This is a genomic window from Oceanimonas baumannii (assembly GCF_002245495.1).
GTDB lineage: Bacteria > Pseudomonadota > Gammaproteobacteria > Enterobacterales > Aeromonadaceae > Oceanimonas > Oceanimonas baumannii.
The window spans coordinates 269,212-286,941 of the sequence record NZ_NQJF01000004.1; the positions used below are offsets into that span (position 1 = coordinate 269,212).

The following is a 17,730-nucleotide window of genomic DNA, read 5'->3' on the forward strand; positions in this document are numbered from 1 at the left end:
CATGAATCGCAGTCACTTTTTTGCCCAGATGGCACGCATGAAGCTCATTCAGCGCTGGCCGCTGATGCGTAATACGGATCCTGAAAACGTGGCCGAACATAGCCTACAGGTCGCGATGGTAGCCCATGCCCTGGCTGTGATAAAAAATACCCTGTTTGGTGGGCAGCTGGATCCGGGGACCGCCGCCATGCGAGGCCTGTTCCACGACGCCAGCGAAGTGCTGACCGGTGATCTGCCCACTCCGGTTAAGTACTTTAACCACGAGATTGCTACCGCTTACAAGGCGATCGAACAGAACGCCGAACAAAGCCTGCTTGCCATGCTGCCCGCCGAGCTGCGCACGGCCTATCAACCGTTACTGTGCGGCCATGGGGAAGATGACTACAGTCATCTGGTGAAGTCCGCCGACATTCTTTGCGCCTACCTCAAGTGTGAAGAAGAGCTGTCGGCAGGAAACCGGGAGTTTGCCAAAGCCCGGGAACGGCTCACCACCATGCTGAACGAGCGCATGAACGATGAGATCCGTTATTTTCTTGACGTATTCGTGCCCAGCTTCTCTCTTTCACTGGATGAAATCTCCACCCCGGACTTCTGAGGTATGAGTGAATCATTCCTATCGGATTTTCGCTCAATCCACAGGGTGACTTCGCCGACGTTGAAGCCCCACTTGGTCATTTCGGCCCGGTTGATAAGGCGGTCTTCATCCAGCAAATACATCCAGTCATTGAAATCGATATTCCACACCCTGCCATCAACCGGTACTGCCAGGGTATAACGCCAGTTCAGGGCATAACCCCGGGTGCGCCCTTCAGCCGGAATCACTACATCACCGGCAGTGCCGGTATAACGGCCATCGGCATGCTTTTCCAGCCTCCAGGTCCGGCGTTGCCGCTCTCCGTCGTCATAAACAAAGTTTTCTTCCAATATGCCCTGGTTGTCTTTCCAGCTGGCCACCATGTCCACCTTAAAGCGGCGCAACACCCTTCCGGAGCGATCCTGAACCATACCAAAAGCCACCAGCTCTCCACGAAAGAACTCATCCAGTTCCAGCGCCGGCGTGGTGCCCGCATAATCTTCGATTTTACTGCTGCAGGAGGCCAGTAGCGAAGCCAGCACCAGAGTCAGTATCATCAGTAATATTTTCATATCATCCCCCTTTCAGCTTCCGGGTCAGTCCTGGATTACGGCTGTCGCTTGAAAACCATATGGCCAAAAAGGCAGGGGCAAAGTCCGGATCCCCCATGCTACCTACCAGTTGCCAGTTAAAGTAAAACCGGCTGGTGCCATCCTCATCCACTCTGAGTACCAGTTCGTCATTAGTACGCACCGAAGGCCATATTTTCGCCAGCTGTCCGGGCCATTCCCGTTTCCATTCCACCCCCAACCGCTGCCACTCCTCCACAGTGGCGGTGATCAAATCGTCATTGTCGATATTACGCTGATAACGCAAGGATAATGCCTGAGGATATTGTCCCGGCTGATAATGACCACTTTCACTGTAAAAGCGGGCCTGGTACAGCTCCCAGAACAACCAGCTCATTCTTCCCTGACCCACCAGGGTAAGATCACCCACGGGACTGGCCGCTACCGATGACACCAGCAAGAGCAGCATGCAACAAAGTGTTTTCATGGTTCAATTCTCCGCAGTCGTCGGTCAAGCATCACCAGCAGAGGCAACAGTCCCGACCAGATAACACCCAGGATCAATGCCGATGGCCAGAAACCCAGTGGCAGAACCACGGCTTCCAGCTTCCAGCCGGCAAGATAGGAGCTGGCTCCCGCCCCTGCCCCGAACAGTGCCAGCCAAGGCAAAGAAAAGCGTCTGAGCCAAACGAGACTGTGGCCCAGGGTCAGCACAAATCCTGCCCACAAAACACCCAGCCACAGTGGCCAGTGACTGAAGGAAAACACTCCGCCAAACGTCAGCAAGGCATCCACCCCGCATCCCAAAGCGGCCAGCCACAGCACACGCAGATCGGCACGCCGGCTGGGAGTGAATAAAAAATGTATCAGCAGCAGACAGAGGGCCAGCCAGGCCCAGGCATTTTGTCCGGCCACCGCCAGCAACCAGAAGCCTTCAAAGGCTATAAGTTGGGTCCATTGCCATGCCGACATGATCTCGCTCCGGGCTTGGCTGCTTCAAAATGAGCAAGGCCAATGGTGCCTTCCAGAAAACCGCCTTCACAGTAGGCAAAATAGAAAGCCCATAACCGCTGAAAGTCATCGCTGTAGCCCAAACGGGAAAGACGGGGAGCCGCTTGCTGAAAACGTGCAGCCCAGATCCGCAGAGTTTCAGCATAGTGCCAGCCATAATCATGTAGCCGCACCAGACTCATATCCGTTTGCTCTCGCAGGTGACGGGACATTTCGCCGACCGAAGGCAGACAGCCACCGGGAAAAATGTAACGCTGAATAAAATCCACGCTTTTACGGTATTGCCGGTAACGCTGATCGGCAATAGTAATGGCCTGAATAAGCAGGCGACCATCGGGCTTGAGCAATCGGTCAAGCATACGGAAATATTCCGGCAGATACTCATGGCCAACGGCTTCAATCATCTCCACTGATACCAGCTTGTCATATTGGCCGGTCAGTTCCCGGTAATCCTTTAGCAACAGCGTCACCCTGTCTTCAAGCCCCTCACGCTTAATCCGGACGCGGGCATACTCAAACTGCGCTTCAGACAAAGTGGTGGTCGTGACCCGACAGCCATAATGACGGGCGGCATAACAGGCCAGCCCACCCCAGCCAGTACCAATTTCCAGCAAATGATCGCCCGGCTTCAGCTCCAGCCGGGAGCAGATCAGCCGCAACTTATACTCCTGAGCCAGCTCCAGCGACGAGCCGTTTCTTGGAAAAACCGCTGATGAATACTGCATTTGCGGATCGAGAAAAAGTTCATACATGTCATTGCCCAAATCGTAATGGGCAGCAATGTTGGCCCGGCTACCCGCTTTTGAATTGCGGTTCCGCCAGTGTGACAGCCGTAGCCAGGGCCAGGTAAGCCAGCCCAGCCGGCGTTCCAGCCGATCCATCACGTGGGTATTACGGGCAAACAGCCGTATCAGACTAGTCAGATCCGGGCTGAACCAGTCCCCTTCAACCCAACTTTCAGCGGCGCTGATACTGCCTCCGCTCAGCAAACGGCGATAAAAACGGGGTTCCACTACCTGAATTTCTGCCTGCAATGCCGAGCGTGCATCACCGAAGAAAAAATGATCATCACCATCGAGTACAGTCAGTCCGGCATTTTTCAGCCCCGGTAATAAGGAAAATGCCAGGTTACGGGCCCATCGATCCAAACGGCGGGGGGCTGCTAGGGTCAGGGTTGTTTCCATCTTGGCGTCCTCAAGGATGTGAATGGTAAGGGATTCGTTTTAAAAACAATTTCAGAGCCTGCCAGTAAATGCCGCGTACCACTGTCAGTGTCATCAGCGGCCACTGCCGCAGTGCTGCTTTCAGCGCAAGTGCATTGAATGGGTTTCGACGCAGGGCCAGCGTGGCATCAAATAACAATTCAGGATTACGGTTCTCTATGTGAACCAGAGTCCGCCTTGCCGGCGGAACAATCCGCCAGTGATACTGCATGTTCATGCTCATAAACGGAGAGACATGAAACGCCTTCTCGGTAACGCCGGACTGCTTCAAATCCACCAGATAACAATGGCGTTCATTCCAGGGGGTGTTGTGCACCTCCGCCAGCAAATAACGGGCCTCGCCCTGCCGGTAGCAGAAAAACAGGTTCACCGGGCTGAAATAGATACCAAAGCAGCGTACCTGCCCGAGCATCTTCACGCGGTTCAGGTTATTGATCTCGCCACCAAGGCGGGCTACTTCCGCCAATACCGATTGCTTGAGCGGCTCCTTGGGATCACCCAGGTAGTCACTGCGGCGAAAGCTCAGGGGGGCGAAACGCTCAAGGGCAAACCAGCGGCTGACAGCAGCCAGCTCAGCCAGCTCATCCAGATCCAGCGCCAGCATATAAAGACCGTAACTGAAGGCATGGGCACGGGGACGGTAGCGCCGGTGTCGCACCACCCCGGTATAAATGGCACTGTTCAGGTTCATAGATGCACCCCAAAACGTTCGCATACGTCCAGGGCGCTACGCACACCGTCCTCATGGAACCCGTTGTACCAATAAGCCCCGCAAAAATGAGTATGACGATGGCCACATATTTCCTGGCGCCGGCGCTGAGACACAATGGCATCGCGGTTATAAACCGGATGAGCATAAGTAAACCGGCGAAGAATGCATTCGGGGGCAATAGCTTCACTGCGATTCAGGGTCACACACACCGTTTCACCGGCTTCAATACCCTGCAGAATATTCATGTTGTAGGTGACCGCAGGCAGCGCGTCTTCGCCGCCATCGAGATAATAATTCCAGCTTGCCCACGCCCTGCGTTCTGCTGGCAGCAGACGAATATCGGTATGCAACACCACTTCGTTATTCCGGTACTCAAGGCCACCCAGCACTTTCCGCTCTGCCTCAGAAGCATCGGCCAGCATCGCCAGGGCCTGATCCGAGTGGCAGGCCATTATCACCTCGTCAAAGTGCTCGCTGCCGGCAGCAGTGGTGATCTTTACTCCATTTTCCACCCGCTGTACCCACTGGACCGGAGTGTTAAGGCGTATCTCCTGCACGCCCTGTACCAGAGCAGGTATATAGCTGCGTGAACCTCCTTCCACCACATACCACTGGGGTCTGTCCACCAGGTTGAGCAAGCCGTGATGATTGAAAAAACGCAGAAAGAAGGCCAACGGAAAATCACGACTGTCAGCCAGCGACGATGACCAGATAGCTGCCACCATGGGCAGTACATAATGGCCGGCGAAGAAGTCAGAAAAGCCATATTGCGCAAGAAAACGCCCCAAGGTATCTCCATCATTGAGAGAGCCTTGCTTCAGCACCCGCTTGCACAACAGGTTGAAACGGACAATTTCAAGCAAGAAGTGGTAAAAACGGCTGTTCAGAAGATTTTTCCGCTGAGCAAACAGGGTGTTGAGGGTATGGCCGTTATATTCCAGTCCGGTCGCCGCCTGCTGCACACTGAAGCTCATTTCAGCAGGCCGGGCCTTAACCCCGGCCTGAGCCAGTAACTGCTGAAAACGCGGGTAAGTACGGTCGTTGAATACAATAAACCCGGTATCTACCGCATAGGTTCGGCCATTCAATGACACGTCCACCGTGGCGGTGTGACCGCCGAGATAATCATTGGCTTCAAACAGGGTCACCTTGTGTTGCCGGCTCAGCAACCAGGCCGATGTCAGACCGGCAATACCGCTGCCTATCACTGCAATATTACTCATAAGTATTCCCTTTCATACGACGGGCCAGGCTGAGCCACCATCCGTAAGGCAGCCACGACAGTAATTTCAGAGTGACAATAAACGCAGAGGGAAAAGTGATTTCATGTTTACCTCTGGCAAGACCGGAACGAATGATCCGGCTGGCCTGCACCGGGCTGACACGGCCAGGCATGGGGAAGTCGTTCTTCTGCGTCAGAGGCGTATCCACAAAACCCGGCCGTACCAGGCTCACAGCCACTTGTGAGGAATTCAGATCCACTGCCAGAGTGCGGGCCAGATAATCCACTCCGGCCTTGGAGGCACCGTAGGCTTCGGCCCGGGTAAGCGGAACAAAAGTGACCGCAGAACTCACCAGCGCCAGCCGACCACCAGTTTTAATACGCGGCAACACCGCCGCGACACAATTGGCAGTACCAATCAGGTTGGCCTGCACCACCCGTTCAAACAGGTCAGCATCAAAGGCATGGGCGTCATCCACATATTCACAGGTACCGGCGTTGAGAATGGCCAGATCCACCGGAGCCACCGTGCTCAGCCCCATCCTGACAGCCTCGCGGTCATTAATGTCAAACACACCGTATTCCACCCCTTCACCGGGTAGCGCCTGAGTCAGCTTGCTTTTATTGCGGCCACAGGCCACAACTTGCCAGCCGTCAGCCAGGTAGTCGGTGGCCAGCTGCAGGCCAATGCCGGAGCTGGCACCGGTAACCAATACCCGCTTCATGGATTCAGCCTCCGTTTCAGCGCACGAATGCAATTGCCCAGTAACGGCAAGCGCTCGTAAAGCATGGTACCGAGATCGAAGAAGTCTCTGTGGTAATACACACTCTCGGCAAAACACAGGTGGCTAACACCGGGGACACTAACCGGCCGTCCACTATTGAGACGAGGGTGAGTAAAGTGCATTTCCCAGCGCACATAGGCCTCACCGTCCTGCTCCATGACCTGAATAATGTCAAAACGACATTGCTGCACCCGTTCAAACAAGCCCTCGAAATAAGCAACCAGGGCATCGATGCCACGGATATTGTGAGCCGGGTCTGCAAACAGCACATCATCGGAATACACATGACGCAGCTCCTGCAGCTGCTCAGGTGACAAGCTTTGATACAGTCGGCAAAACGCATCAAGAGCCGGGCTCATGACTCCTCCTTGTCCTTCAAAGCATCGAACATGGCAATGGCATATTTTCGTGCCCGGGCGTGATCGACCACAGGTGATGCGTAGTCGCTTTCACGCCGGTGTTCGCGTAGCCAACCGTGAGGCGCATGAATGTATTTTGCCGGCACGTCTCCCAGTTCAGGCACCCAGCGGCGGATAAAATCGCCGCTGGCATCAAACCGTTCGCTCTGGGTCGCCGGATTAAACACGCGAAAATAAGGTGCGGCATCGGCACCAGTACCTGCCGCCCACTGCCAACCGCCGTTGTTGGCAGCCAGTTCGCCGTCGATCAAGTGGGCCATGAACCAGGCTTCGCCCCGGTGCCAATCAATATGCAGGTCCTTGGTCAGAAAGCTGGCCACTATCATGCGCAACCGGTTATGCATCCAGCCGGTACTTTTAAGACAGCGCATGGCCGCATCTACAATGGGATAACCGGTTTGCCCTTCACACCAGGCCTTGAACACATCATCTCCCTGGCTCCATTGCAGTGCTTCGGTCTCGGGCTTAAAAGCCCGGTTCATGGAGAGCCGGGGAAAAGCCACCAGCAGATGGCGATAAAATTCCCGCCAGATAATTTCATTCAGCCAGCTAAAGCCCTGTTCTCCCTTGCCAAAGGGTAATGCGCCCAACTCAGCCTCAATGGCTGCCAAACACTGGTTGGGAGACAGTATGCCCAGCGCAAGATAAGGAGAAAGACGACTGGTCCCCTCTACAGCCGGATAGTCCCGCAGCTCTCCGTATCCGGCCAGACTTTCCGCACAAAAATGGGCAAGAGCCTGCTGCGCAGCCGGTTCACCGGCATGCCAGTCGCTGCTGTCTTTCATCTCTCCGGACAACGCCACCTTAACGGCCTTGCATGCCCTGCTCATCGCCTCCGGCACAGGCAGCAAACGGTATCCCTGAGCTTTGAGCGTACTCAGCCAGGCCCTGGAGTAGGGCGTGAATACCTTGTACATCTCGCCATTTTGGGTAGCAATGCTGCCATGGTTTATCACGCAGTCGCCGTTAAACACCCGGCACGGAATATTCAGTTGCTGTTGCACGGCCTTGTCACGGCGACGCTCGTTAATACCTATGTCACGATTGGCATAGAGAGCATCCACTTCCTGCTCTTTCACAAAAGCCGATAACAGTGCCGGCACCTCGTCAAAACGATCACACTCCAGCACTGACAAAGAGACACCCAGTTCTGCCAGCGCCTCACTCAGCGATTGCAGGTTACGGCTCAGGAAATCCCGCTGAATGGGACTGTTACCATGCTCGCGCCACTGTCCGGGGCAATCGATATAAACCGCCAGCACGCTGTCGCTTTCCTGCATGGCAGCATGCAGGGCCGGATTATCGGCGGTACGCAGGTCGTTTCTAAACCAGACCAAATGTTGCATCGTGTTTCCTCGCAAGCTCGCTGACGGTCGTTTCATAAGGACATTCAAGCCAGCCCTGCTCTGCATAAACCTGCCCCAGTTCACCGGTAAAGAAACAATGCTCGGGCCAACAGTGCACACGCTCGGAGAACCAGCTTTGAGTCAGCCCTCCTCCCAGCACCACAATCAGCGCATCATATTGCAGACGGCCGGCTGACAGGGGTAACTGCAGTGGCTCAGGATGGCCAAGATAGACACTGCGGCATTCCAGCCCCTGTAATTCAAAACAGGTCAGCAGGCCGGCCAGCTCATGACACTGCCCCGCCCGTGCCACCGCCACTCGCAGGCCGGTCTTGATGGTCAACAACTGGGTAAATACTCTGGCCAACAAAGCTGTGGCACTTTGCTCAATCAGCTGAGCATCGGGCCTCTCCAGCTGTGTCAGATTCAGCAGCCAGGGACGAATAACATGGCGCAGCAGCAACTCGGCCGGATACAGACTGGCCAGTTCATTCAACTCAGCCTCCAGCCGCCCGATATTCAGCTCACATGCAGCTGCCAGCAAGCTTTGCCGGGCCAGCTCCCAGTTGGAACCTTCTTCCACCGGTTGAGGATGGTTAAGTAACCCCTTTACCTGACCAATGCTGACCCCCTGCTCCAGCCAATGCAGGATCTGGCGAATAAGGATAATGTCTTCATCGGAATAGAGCCGGTGGCCCTTATCGGTACGCGCCGGCTTAAGCAGACCGTAGCGGCGTTGCCAGGCGCGAAGGGTTACCGGATTAATACCGGTTAAACGGGATACTTCCCGAATGGGGTACTGGGGCTCAGATGCCATAACGCAGTCGTAATGCCTCCGGATGCGGATTAAGATATACCTGCTGGCGCAGGTAGTCGTTGGGATGTTCTTCCAGGTAATGGCGCAGCAAGGTGATGGGTGCCAACAGTGGCAGAATGCCTTCCCGGTACTGATGAATAGTTCGGGCCAGTTCCTGACGTTGCCGGGAACTGAGCTGACGTTTAAAATAGCCCTGCAGATGCTGCAGCACATTGGTGTGTCCCTTGCGACTGGCCCGCATACGCAAGGCATTCATCAGACCATGAATATATTGCTCAGCCTTTTCTTCCGGGTTTTCCGACAAGTCTGCCAGTAATCGCCCAAGTTCCTGATAGCTGTCTGTGTGATGGGCCATCAACAGATACTTGTAGCGGCTGTGAAATGCGATCAACCGTGACGGAGTAAGCCCTCTGAATAACAGGCACTGCCAGTCGTGCAGGGCATAAACCCGATTCACAAAATTTTCCCGCAGCACAGGATCGTTGAGCCGGCCGTCTTCTTCACAGGGCAGCAGTGGTAATGCCTTCATAATTTCGGCAGCGTAAATGCCCACTCCTTCCTTGGCATTACCCTGCCCGCTTTGGTGATAGACCCGCACCCGTTCCATGCCACAGCTGGGCGACTTGGCACACAATACATACCCGCTCAGTCCTTCAAACCGGGCAGCCATAGTGCGGCCATAGTCACGCAATGCAGAGGTGACATCTTCCCCCTTTGCTGTCTGGGCAATCACCTGTCCCTCCCCTCCTATCAATCGGATACTGGGGCGCGGTGTTCCCAGGCCAATGGCCATTTCCGGGCAAACCGGTGCAAACTCCACGAATTCAGCCAGCTGTTCGGTGCAAAAGTCCGAGCGCTTATGACCGCCATCAAAGCGTACCTTCTGGCCTGTCAGGCAACCACTGATACCAATCCGGATAATATGGGGATCAAACTTGTACATATCTAACTCTCTTGTACAACCATGCCATTTAACATAGCGCTAGTTGTACAAACAGATCAAGTTTGTACAATAAAATATCTCAGAAAAATGGATTGGGGATTGGGGATTGGGGATTGGGGATTGGGGATTGGGGATTGGGGATTGGGGATTGGGGATAAGCAGAACATTGCCCGGGATACACCCGGGCGACAAGGTTTAATTTAATTTACTGCGCATAATTTCTTCTTCATCACGAAACTGGCGCCGCAACTCGGCCTTGGTTTTCATCACCAGCTCACCGCCCTTGCCAATGGTCATATGTTCGGGATTATCATTGTGCATGGACTGCCAGGCCAGGACCGCCTGCATACTGTTTTCTTTCTGCTCCTGAGTCAGTACCGAACCATCGGGCCATTTTCCCAGCTCAACGGCGGTTTTAAGCCGCTCATACACTTCTCTGGGCATGGCGGCAATGGCTTGCTGAAACGATGACATGAAGGATCCTCCTGCTTTTGAATAGTGCCTAATCTACCACCGTAAACAAAAAAAGGGGTGGCATCAGCCTCCCCTTTTCGTTACCGGTTTGCAAAAATGCGATCAGCCGCGCGCGGGCAGATCCATCAGTTCGATACCGGCCATTTTCTGCATCACACGGATAACCTGACAGCTGTAGCCAAATTCGTTGTCGTACCATACGTACAGTACGGCACGGTCACCTTCAACGATGGTGGCCAGAGAGTCAACGATACCGGCAAAGCGAGAACCCACCATGTCGGTAGACACCAGCTCGCTGCTGGTGCTGTAGTCGATCTGGTTGTGCAGCGGAGAGTCGAGAGAAACCTGCAGCAGGTGCTCGTTCAGCTCTTCCACGGTGGTGGCTTTTTCCAGGTTCAGGTTCAGCACGGCCATGGACACATTCGGAGTCGGTACGCGAATGGCGTTACCGGTCAGTTTGCCCTTCAGCTCAGGCAGCGCCTTGGCCACGGCGGAAGCCGCACCGGTGCTGGTCAGTACCATGTTCAGAGCGGCACTGCGACCACGGCGATCGCCTTTGTGGTAGTTGTCGATCAGGTTCTGATCGTTGGTGTAGGAATGCACGGTTTCAACGTGACCGTTCTTCACACCATAGGCGTCGCTTACCGCCTTCAGTACCGGGGTGATGGCGTTGGTGGTGCAGGAAGCAGCAGACATGATGCGGTCTTCCGGCTGGATCATGTTGTCATTCACACCGAACACGATGTTCTTGATATCGCCCTTGCCAGGCGCGGTCAGCAGCACCTTGGCGGCACCTTTGGCCTTGAGGTGCAGACCCAGGCCGGCTTCGTCACGCCATTTACCGGTGTTGTCGACCACCAGGGCATCGTGAATGCCGTACTGGGTGTAGTCGATCTCTTCCGGGCTGTTGGCGTAGATCACCTGAATGTAGGTGCCGTTGGCGATAATGGCGTTGTTGTCGGCATCCACTTCGATGGAGCCGTTAAAAGGACCGTGTACGGAGTCACGACGCAGCAGGCTGGCACGCTTTTCCAGATCGTCGCCGTTGCCACGAACCACGATGCCGCGCAGGCGCATGCCGTTGTTGCTGCCGGCACGCTCGATCAGCAGGCGGGCCAGCAGGCGGCCGATACGGCCAAAGCCGTACAGCACCACATCGGTAGGCTTGGCATCGCTGTCGGCGTTCAGGGCCGGAGCCAGCTCGGCGTTCAGGAAGTCGGCCAGGCCGGACTCGTCCTGATGATCTTTCCAGTAACGAACCGCCAGTTTGCCCAGGTCGATGCTGGCCGGGGCCAGTTCCATCTCACTCAGCGCTTTCAGCACCGGGTAGCTCTGGCTGACCGGCAGCGGCTGGCCTTCGTGACGACGCACCACGCGGTGAGCCTTGAGAATGTCAATGGTAGAAGCGTTCAGCAGGGGGCGGGCATAGACGCAGGTTTCCACGCCCTGGTTGCGATACAGTTTGCCAATCAGGGGCTGCATGGACTCTGCCAGTTCCTGGCTCTGTTGCCAGGCGGACAGGTAACTCTCATGGGTCATCGACCGGATCCTTTTAATTCACGTAACCGTTATTGGAATGAACAGCAAACATAAAACTTGCTGCTTATAAGCTTTCAGGCGAGGGCATTTTAGTGGATAGGGGGTATGATTACCAGACCGGAGCCGAGCACCAAAAGACCGAAATGAGAACCAAAACCCTGTTATTCCTGCTTACGGGAACCTTTTTATTAACAGGCTGTGAGCGAGATCGCAACAACGGCCTGTGCAGTCGCTTCCCTCAGTTTTGTGCCGATTTACATACCGACAGCTGGTGTAGCAAAGAACGGGACAAACTGGTTGAAGCACGTTATGAAAATGCCGAACGCCCCGGTGACGCCAGCCGTTATCTGATAATGAGCGCTCTGGACAGTTATCAGCGCTGCCTGGAGCCCCTGCTGGATATGCAATATACCAAACGGCATGAACGTAAAAATACCAAAGTAGAGACCATTATTGACATTGATGCCGAACTGGCCCGGCTGGAAGGCAGCACGGCGTCATCCGATTATCCCTATTTGCAATTATGGCGCTGGGAGCATCATGGTGACAGGATGGCCCGCCGTGACTTTATCGCGCAGGCAGCCAGACCCGAAATGCAGCAGCCTGATCTGCAACAGGCATTGGCCGGATTTTTATTGCATCAGGATCCCCCGGCGGCAGAGCGTGCCCTGCAACGCTCATTGGAGTTGACCCCCGCGGGGATCCGGCCTAACAGCGATCTGCTGGCAAGTCTGACCAGTCTCTATATCAGCCAGCGCCGCTATGAAGAGGCCTGGGTCTGGAGCCGGGTCCTTAATGAGTTTTATGATGACGACATGACAAACTGGAATAAGATGGAACCTTATGCCCGCTTTAGTGAGCAACAGCAGCAGGCCATGATAGAGCGGGCAGAAATGCTGAAGGAACAGCTGCACCAGGGTCGGTACCAGGCTGCCTCCGGACACTGAGTCACCTGGGACACCCGGCCCTTTGAAATAAATTTTCAAAAATAATGATCAGGGATAAGTTTCAAGCGCGCATGCCGTTGACTGGCATCGTTAACTTTGTAACTTTACTACCATCATCTTTATAAGCCGATTTTTCCATGATATTTCAGGTGAACATATGACTATTAAAGTAGGTATTAACGGGTTTGGTCGCATAGGACGTCTCGTGTTTCGCCTTGCCTGCGAGCGGGACGATATTGAAGTGGTTGCCATTAATGACCTGCTCGATATTGATTACATGGCCTATATGCTGAAATACGATTCCATTCATGGCCGCTTTCAGGGGGATGTGAAAGTGGAAGGCGGCCAGCTGATTGTTAACGGCAAGACTGTACGGGTAACGTCGGAACGGGATCCCGCCAATCTGAACTGGGGTGAAGCAGGCGTAGACGTCGTGGCCGAAGGCACGGGGGTATTTCTTACCGATGAAACCGCCCGCAAGCACATTCAGGCCGGCGCCAAAAAAGTAGTCCTGACCGGTCCTTCCAAAGATGCGACGCCCATGTTTGTAATGGGTGTAAACCACCTTGATTATGCCGGTCAGGATATTGTCTCCAATGCCTCATGCACCACCAACTGCCTGGCTCCCCTGGCCAAGGTCATTCATGATAATTTTGGGATTGCCGAAGGCCTGATGACCACGGTGCATGCCACTACGGCCACCCAGAATACCGTCGATGGTCCGTCAGCAAAAGACTGGCGTGGCGGCCGTGCGGCTGGGCAAAATATCATCCCTTCATCCACCGGTGCCGCCAAAGCCGTCGCCAAAGTTATTCCGTCCCTCAAGGGCAAACTCACCGGCATGGCATTCCGGGTACCGACGCCAGATGTTTCTGTGGTTGATCTGACCGTGCGTCTTGAAAAAGCCGCCCGCTACGAAGAGATATGCGCGGTGGTCAAAGCGGCATCTGAAAACGAAATGAACGGCATTCTCGGCTACACCGAAGACGCCGTGGTTTCTACCGACTTCCTGGGTGAGCCCTGTGCAGCAGTATTTGATGCCAAAGCAGGCATTGCACTGAATGATAACTTCGTCAAACTGGTTGCCTGGTATGACAATGAAGTGGGCTATTCCCACAAAGTGCTGGATCTGATCGCCCATATTTCCAGGTAACAACGACACCGGTTTCAGCAACAGGCGGCCTTTAAGGCCGCTTTTTACATACCTGACCTCACTCTGCAGTACCATGATGGTGTGAATGATTCCATCCTGAATACTGCCCCGATACACAGGAACCACCATGTTGTTACTGCTGATTGAAGATGATCTGGCACTGGGAAAAGCACTGCTTAAACTGTTACAGCCCCATTACCGGCTCGAGTGGGTCAGAACCCTGTCTGCGGCAAAACAGTACCTTGCCGTGACCGATGCCGATCTGGTGCTGCTCGATCTGGGCTTGCCGGATGGTGATGGTTTGCACTGGCTGCAGCAATTCCGCCGTCATCAACATACCCAGCCAGTATTAATTTTGTCGGCCCGGGATCAGCTGGATGAACGGGTTCAGGGGCTGGATACCGGCGCTGACGACTATCTGGTCAAACCGTTTGAAGCCGATGAACTGTTGGCCCGTATTCGTGTTTTATTACGCCGCAGCGCCGGCTCTGCCCACCCAGTAATAACAGCTGGCGCACTCGAATACACCCCCCATACCGATACCTTCATCCTGTCCGGTGACCCGCTCACTCTTCCCCCCATGGAGCACAGACTGTTGCAGACTCTTATCATGGCCAAAGGCCGGGTCGTGCCGCGGGAACGTCTGCTGCAGCAATGGTACGGTACCGGCAATGGCGGTGATTCCAACACCCTCGATGTACATATTCATTCGTTACGCAAACGCCTTGGCCGTGAGCGGGTGGTCACGGTTCGCGGTCAGGGCTATCGGCTGGCCTCATTATGAAGTTGCGTCTTAGTTATCTGGCGCTGACCCTGGCGGTAGCCATCCTGTTCGGATCCGGTTTGAGCATCTATCTTACCTACAGGGTGGCCGACCACGAATTCCGGGATCTGCTCGATGAAGATCTTAAGCATCAGGCTGAAGTAATCGCACGGCTGATGGCTGCTACCCCCGGAGCCATGTCTGATACCGAGCTGCAGAGCCTGCTTGCACGTACATTCAGGCACGACGATGAAGAAACCCTGCTGATTACGGTAACGGATCTACAACGACAACAGCTGATCAGTAACCTGAGCTATCAGCAATGGCCAGCCAGCATTGACAGCGGACGAGTGAAACTTCAGTTTGACGGACACGAATGGAGTGGCCGGCAATACCGGCACAAGACCATACTGGTGCAGCTGCTACGGCGCAATGATCTGTACCGGGAACTGCAAGGAGAAATTGCCGAAGATATCATTACACCGGCGCTGGCAGGCAGCGGCTTCACCTTGCTGCTTCTGGCTGCCCTGGTTGGTCTGATACTCTGGCCCCTCTCCCACCTGGTACGTCAGCTGGAACAGCGCTCAGCCAATGATTTGGCCCCCTTAAGACTGGCTTCTCCTATCAGGGAAGTTGCATTACTGAGCGACCGAATTAATCAGTTAATGGCCGATATCGCCGATGTGCTGGAACGTGAGCGTCGTTTTGCCGGCGATCTGGTTCACGAATTACGCACCCCGCTGACCACCCTCAAGCTGGAACTGGCCTGTGACCAGCCGGATACACCCGCCATTCGTGCAGAAATTGATCGTATGGCCAAAGTCGTTGAGCAACTGCTGCTGCTGGTACGCCTCGACCAGGGGCGCTGGCATCATCAATTCGACTGCATGCCGGTAAAACCGATACTGGAACCGGTACTGGAGCACTTCAGCCGGCGGCTTGCTCCCGGTCAGCTGACCCTGAGCAGCCGGCTGGAGGACATACAGGCCCGGGTTGAGCCAACCCTGCTGGGTATTCTGCTTGATAACCTGCTGACCAATACCAGCCGGCACTGTCCGGCCGGAATACAGGTGGAAGTTGCCCTTTATCATAGAAGTAACACCATGGTACTGGAGGTCAATGATACCGGCCCCGGCATTCCCCAGCCACTTCGCACCAGCATGAACCAGGGGCATACCCGGCTCGACAGCAAAAGTCAGGGGCTCGGACTGGGGCTGGCTATTTGTCATCAAATAGCACGGGCCCATAACGGCACCCTTGAATTTCGGGCTCGTCAGGATGGCACCCAAGGGCTCAGTGTCAGATTCAGCATCACACTTTAAGGTTACGTTAAGGTTTAATCCTTATTATCAGGCTTATACCAACCACAACGGAGCATGATGATGAAAAAATCTCTTATCGTAACGCTGTTTGCAGGCACATTTTCTTTGCTGGCTGGCACCGCCATGGCCGCTACTGGTGGCTTCACCGGACCCGACCGCACCGAGCAAGTCAGTGTTTCCCAGGCCCTGGAGCTGGGAGACGACAGCCAGGTTCGCCTGACTGGCGTGATCACCGAATCGCTGGGTGACGAGAAGTATCGCTTTAAGGATGACAGTGGCAGCCTGATAGTGGAAATCGACAATGAAGACTGGGGGGGCGTTCAGGCAACTCCGGACACACCCCTGATCTTGTGGGGAGAAATTGACAAAGACTGGAATGAAACCGAGCTGGATGTCGACCGGGTTGAGCTGGCCCCATAATCCACCGCTAGCGACATAACAAAAAGCCGAAGGCCAAGGCCTTCGGCTTTTTTAATGCTCTGACAGATCAGGCATTCCCCTTCACCTTCATCTTCAGTTCACGGGCGAAGTTCAGCATCCGCTCCAGCGGGATCATGGCCTTGATCCGGGTAGCTTCATCAACCCGTATCTCATGGGTCTCACCGCCCTCTTTCAGCGCATCACGGATAGCCACCAGCCCGTTCATTGCCATCCAGGGACAGTGGGCACAGCTGCGACAGGTGGCACCATTGCCGCCGGTGGGGGCTTCCACCATTTCCTTATCGGGGCAGGCCTGCTGCATTTTGTAAAAAATACCCTTATCGGTGGCCACAATCAGCTTTTTCTGAGGCAGCTCCTTCGCGGCCTGGATCAGCTGACTGGTGGAGCCCACGGCATCGGCCAGCTCAACTACCGACTGTGGTGACTCCGGGTGAACCAGAACCGCAGCATCCGGGTTCTGAGCCTTCAGCTCTTTCAACGCCTTGGCTCGGAACTCATCATGTACAATACAGGCCCCCTGCCAGCGCAGCATTTCACAACCGGTCTGCTTTTCGATATAGGCACCCAGGTGACGATCCGGTGCCCAGATGATTTTATGACCTTCGCTGTCGAGGTGCTCTACAATTTCCAGCGCAATACTGGAGGTGACCACCCAGTCAGCCCGGGCCTTGACCGCTGCCGACGTATTGGCATATACCACTACGGTATGATCCGGGTGCGCATCGCAAAAGGCGGCAAATTCATCGGCCGGGCACCCCAGATCCAGTGAACACTCCGCTTCCAGGGTAGGCATCAGCACGGTTTTTTCCGGGCTGAGGATCTTGGAAGTTTCTCCCATGAAACGCACGCCGGCGACAATCAGGGTCTGTGCCTCATGTTCCTTGCCAAAACGTGCCATTTCCAGGGAGTCCGCCACACAGCCCCCGGTTTCTTCGGCCAGCGCCTGAATTTCGGGATCAGTATAATAATGCGCCACCAGCACTGCATTACGGGCTTTCAGCAGGGATTTGATTTCATTTTTAAGTTCAAGCTGTTGCTCCGTATTCAGCGGGGCCGGCTTGGCTGGAAAGGGGTAGTCAAACTCGACAATATCAGCGGCTTCAGTCATGGCGATGTGCCAATGCTCCATTCAATAACAAACTCCGGGTATTATACCGCCGAAGACGAAGCAACCCAAATCTATGTTAACGAGATGAAAAAACGAATAGGAATATGATGTAAGAAAAACGCAGAGGATGGTGGGTCGTGCAGGATTCGAACCTGCGACCAATTGATTAAAAGTCAACTGCTCTACCAACTGAGCTAACGACCCGTATAAACGGAGGCTTATTCATTTTCATGAATGGTGGACGCTACTGGGATCGAACCAGTGACCCCCTCCTTGTAAGGGAGGTGCTCTCCCGGCTGAGCTAAGCGTCCGGGAACTGGTGGGTCGTGCAGGATTCGAACCTGCGACCAATTGATTAAAAG

20 protein-coding genes and 2 tRNA genes are annotated in these 17,730 nt (G+C 54.7%); 6 read left to right on the forward strand and 16 right to left on the reverse strand.

Annotation, left to right across the window (positions count from 1 at the left end):
* Position 1: 1 nt before the first annotated feature.
* Entirely contained in the window at positions 2-595 is a 594-nt protein-coding gene (yfbR, locus tag B6S09_RS06555; protein ID WP_094277702.1) for a 5'-deoxynucleotidase, read from the forward strand.
* Here yfbR and B6S09_RS06560 read toward each other — a convergent pair.
* The 13 genes from B6S09_RS06560 to B6S09_RS06620 all read right to left on the reverse strand — a co-directional run bounded on the left by B6S09_RS06560 (position 526) and on the right by B6S09_RS06620 (position 11,634).
* Positions 526-1,146 carry a DUF3833 domain-containing protein gene (locus B6S09_RS06560; protein WP_094277703.1) on the reverse strand — a complete coding sequence of 207 codons (621 nt, stop codon included), beginning with the start codon at positions 1,144-1,146 and terminating at the stop codon, positions 526-528. The two genes, yfbR and B6S09_RS06560, sit on opposite strands and share 70 nt — an antisense overlap.
* Before the next feature lies 1 nt (position 1,147).
* Complete coding sequence (locus B6S09_RS06565; RefSeq protein ID WP_094277704.1) at positions 1,148-1,630, reverse strand: chalcone isomerase family protein; 483 nt, start codon at positions 1,628-1,630, stop codon at positions 1,148-1,150.
* Positions 1,627-2,115: a DUF2878 domain-containing protein gene (locus B6S09_RS06570; protein ID WP_094277705.1), complete on the reverse strand. Its 489-nt coding sequence runs from the start codon at positions 2,113-2,115 to the stop codon at positions 1,627-1,629. The genes B6S09_RS06565 and B6S09_RS06570 overlap by 4 nt, the downstream gene beginning before the upstream one ends.
* Complete coding sequence (locus tag B6S09_RS06575; RefSeq protein ID WP_094277706.1) at positions 2,085-3,338, reverse strand: SAM-dependent methyltransferase; 1,254 nt, start codon at positions 3,336-3,338, stop codon at positions 2,085-2,087. The genes B6S09_RS06570 and B6S09_RS06575 overlap by 31 nt, the downstream gene beginning before the upstream one ends.
* 10 nt (positions 3,339-3,348) lie before the next feature.
* Entirely contained in the window at positions 3,349-4,068 is a 720-nt protein-coding gene (locus B6S09_RS06580) for a DUF1365 domain-containing protein (RefSeq protein ID WP_094277707.1), read from the reverse strand.
* The gene (locus B6S09_RS06585) at positions 4,065-5,312 is read right to left on the reverse strand and encodes an NAD(P)/FAD-dependent oxidoreductase (protein WP_094277708.1); all 1,248 of its coding nucleotides are present in this window, start codon (positions 5,310-5,312) and stop codon (positions 4,065-4,067) included. The genes B6S09_RS06580 and B6S09_RS06585 overlap by 4 nt, the downstream gene beginning before the upstream one ends.
* A complete protein-coding gene (locus tag B6S09_RS06590; protein WP_094277709.1) occupies positions 5,305-6,036 on the reverse strand; it encodes an SDR family NAD(P)-dependent oxidoreductase in 732 nt (243 codons plus the stop codon). The genes B6S09_RS06585 and B6S09_RS06590 overlap by 8 nt, the downstream gene beginning before the upstream one ends.
* Positions 6,033-6,455, reverse strand: a complete 423-nt coding sequence (locus B6S09_RS06595; protein WP_094277710.1) for a nuclear transport factor 2 family protein — start codon at positions 6,453-6,455, stop codon at positions 6,033-6,035. Before B6S09_RS06595 ends, B6S09_RS06590 begins: the two co-directional genes overlap by 4 nt.
* Positions 6,452-7,861 (reverse strand): deoxyribodipyrimidine photo-lyase, encoded by a 1,410-nt coding sequence (gene phrB, locus B6S09_RS06600; protein ID WP_094277711.1) that lies wholly within the window; start codon positions 7,859-7,861, stop codon positions 6,452-6,454. Before phrB ends, B6S09_RS06595 begins: the two co-directional genes overlap by 4 nt.
* Positions 7,839-8,678: a MerR family transcriptional regulator gene (locus B6S09_RS06605; protein WP_094277712.1), complete on the reverse strand. Its 840-nt coding sequence runs from the start codon at positions 8,676-8,678 to the stop codon at positions 7,839-7,841. Before B6S09_RS06605 ends, phrB begins: the two co-directional genes overlap by 23 nt.
* A complete protein-coding gene (locus B6S09_RS06610) occupies positions 8,668-9,621 on the reverse strand; it encodes a YbgA family protein (RefSeq protein ID WP_094277713.1) in 954 nt (317 codons plus the stop codon). The genes B6S09_RS06605 and B6S09_RS06610 overlap by 11 nt, the downstream gene beginning before the upstream one ends.
* A gap of 195 nt (positions 9,622-9,816) precedes the next feature.
* Positions 9,817-10,095, reverse strand: a complete 279-nt coding sequence (locus tag B6S09_RS06615; protein WP_094277714.1) for a YeaC family protein — start codon at positions 10,093-10,095, stop codon at positions 9,817-9,819.
* Positions 10,096-10,197: 102 nt separating this feature from the next.
* A complete protein-coding gene (locus B6S09_RS06620; protein WP_094277715.1) occupies positions 10,198-11,634 on the reverse strand; it encodes a glyceraldehyde-3-phosphate dehydrogenase in 1,437 nt (478 codons plus the stop codon).
* A 143-nt stretch (positions 11,635-11,777) separates the two neighbouring features.
* On the opposite strand from B6S09_RS06620, the gene B6S09_RS06625 reads away from it, so the two are divergent.
* From B6S09_RS06625 to B6S09_RS06645, 5 genes are all read left to right on the forward strand, one after another.
* Positions 11,778-12,581, forward strand: coding sequence for a DUF2989 domain-containing protein (locus B6S09_RS06625; protein ID WP_094277716.1), 804 nt, complete (start codon positions 11,778-11,780; stop codon positions 12,579-12,581).
* 157 nt (positions 12,582-12,738) lie between these two features.
* Positions 12,739-13,734 carry a type I glyceraldehyde-3-phosphate dehydrogenase gene (gap, locus tag B6S09_RS06630; protein ID WP_094277717.1) on the forward strand — a complete coding sequence of 332 codons (996 nt, stop codon included), beginning with the start codon at positions 12,739-12,741 and terminating at the stop codon, positions 13,732-13,734.
* A 127-nt stretch (positions 13,735-13,861) separates the two neighbouring features.
* The gene (locus tag B6S09_RS06635; protein ID WP_094277718.1) at positions 13,862-14,518 is read left to right on the forward strand and encodes a response regulator; all 657 of its coding nucleotides are present in this window, start codon (positions 13,862-13,864) and stop codon (positions 14,516-14,518) included.
* Positions 14,515-15,819: an ATP-binding protein gene (locus tag B6S09_RS06640; RefSeq protein ID WP_094277719.1), complete on the forward strand. Its 1,305-nt coding sequence runs from the start codon at positions 14,515-14,517 to the stop codon at positions 15,817-15,819. Before B6S09_RS06635 ends, B6S09_RS06640 begins: the two co-directional genes overlap by 4 nt.
* A 60-nt stretch (positions 15,820-15,879) precedes the next feature.
* The gene (locus B6S09_RS06645; RefSeq protein ID WP_094277720.1) at positions 15,880-16,239 is read left to right on the forward strand and encodes a NirD/YgiW/YdeI family stress tolerance protein; all 360 of its coding nucleotides are present in this window, start codon (positions 15,880-15,882) and stop codon (positions 16,237-16,239) included.
* 67 nt (positions 16,240-16,306) lie between these two features.
* Here B6S09_RS06645 and nadA read toward each other — a convergent pair whose 3' ends face one another.
* The 3 genes from nadA to B6S09_RS06660 form a co-directional block, all read right to left on the reverse strand.
* Positions 16,307-17,368, reverse strand: a complete 1,062-nt coding sequence (gene nadA, locus B6S09_RS06650) for a quinolinate synthase NadA (protein WP_094277736.1) — start codon at positions 17,366-17,368, stop codon at positions 16,307-16,309.
* A gap of 128 nt (positions 17,369-17,496) precedes the next feature.
* Positions 17,497-17,572, reverse strand: a tRNA-Lys gene (locus tag B6S09_RS06655).
* Positions 17,573-17,603: 31 nt separating this feature from the next.
* A tRNA-Val gene (locus B6S09_RS06660) sits at positions 17,604-17,679 on the reverse strand.
* Positions 17,680-17,730: the final 51 nt, after the last annotated feature.

Coding starts and splice junctions, on each gene's coding strand:
- B6S09_RS06575 (WP_094277706.1), bottom strand. CDS start 3,338: ATGGAAACAACCCTGACCCTAGCAGCCCCCCGCCGTTTGGATCGATGG.
- B6S09_RS06560 (WP_094277703.1), bottom strand. CDS start 1,146: ATGAAAATATTACTGATGATACTGACTCTGGTGCTGGCTTCGCTACTG.
- B6S09_RS06595 (WP_094277710.1), bottom strand. CDS start 6,455: ATGAGCCCGGCTCTTGATGCGTTTTGCCGACTGTATCAAAGCTTGTCA.
- B6S09_RS06625 (WP_094277716.1), top strand. CDS start 11,778: ATGAGAACCAAAACCCTGTTATTCCTGCTTACGGGAACCTTTTTATTA.
- B6S09_RS06620 (WP_094277715.1), bottom strand. CDS start 11,634: ATGACCCATGAGAGTTACCTGTCCGCCTGGCAACAGAGCCAGGAACTG.
- B6S09_RS06645 (WP_094277720.1), top strand. CDS start 15,880: ATGAAAAAATCTCTTATCGTAACGCTGTTTGCAGGCACATTTTCTTTG.
- B6S09_RS06635 (WP_094277718.1), top strand. CDS start 13,862: ATGTTGTTACTGCTGATTGAAGATGATCTGGCACTGGGAAAAGCACTG.
- B6S09_RS06590 (WP_094277709.1), bottom strand. CDS start 6,036: ATGAAGCGGGTATTGGTTACCGGTGCCAGCTCCGGCATTGGCCTGCAG.
- B6S09_RS06565 (WP_094277704.1), bottom strand. CDS start 1,630: ATGAAAACACTTTGTTGCATGCTGCTCTTGCTGGTGTCATCGGTAGCG.
- phrB (WP_094277711.1), bottom strand. CDS start 7,861: ATGCAACATTTGGTCTGGTTTAGAAACGACCTGCGTACCGCCGATAAT.
- nadA (WP_094277736.1), bottom strand. CDS start 17,368: ATGACTGAAGCCGCTGATATTGTCGAGTTTGACTACCCCTTTCCAGCC.
- gap (WP_094277717.1), top strand. CDS start 12,739: ATGACTATTAAAGTAGGTATTAACGGGTTTGGTCGCATAGGACGTCTC.
- B6S09_RS06640 (WP_094277719.1), top strand. CDS start 14,515: ATGAAGTTGCGTCTTAGTTATCTGGCGCTGACCCTGGCGGTAGCCATC.
- B6S09_RS06610 (WP_094277713.1), bottom strand. CDS start 9,621: ATGTACAAGTTTGATCCCCATATTATCCGGATTGGTATCAGTGGTTGC.
- B6S09_RS06570 (WP_094277705.1), bottom strand. CDS start 2,115: ATGTCGGCATGGCAATGGACCCAACTTATAGCCTTTGAAGGCTTCTGG.
- B6S09_RS06580 (WP_094277707.1), bottom strand. CDS start 4,068: ATGAACCTGAACAGTGCCATTTATACCGGGGTGGTGCGACACCGGCGC.
- B6S09_RS06615 (WP_094277714.1), bottom strand. CDS start 10,095: ATGTCATCGTTTCAGCAAGCCATTGCCGCCATGCCCAGAGAAGTGTAT.
- yfbR (WP_094277702.1), top strand. CDS start 2: ATGAATCGCAGTCACTTTTTTGCCCAGATGGCACGCATGAAGCTCATT.
- B6S09_RS06605 (WP_094277712.1), bottom strand. CDS start 8,678: ATGGCATCTGAGCCCCAGTACCCCATTCGGGAAGTATCCCGTTTAACC.
- B6S09_RS06585 (WP_094277708.1), bottom strand. CDS start 5,312: ATGAGTAATATTGCAGTGATAGGCAGCGGTATTGCCGGTCTGACATCG.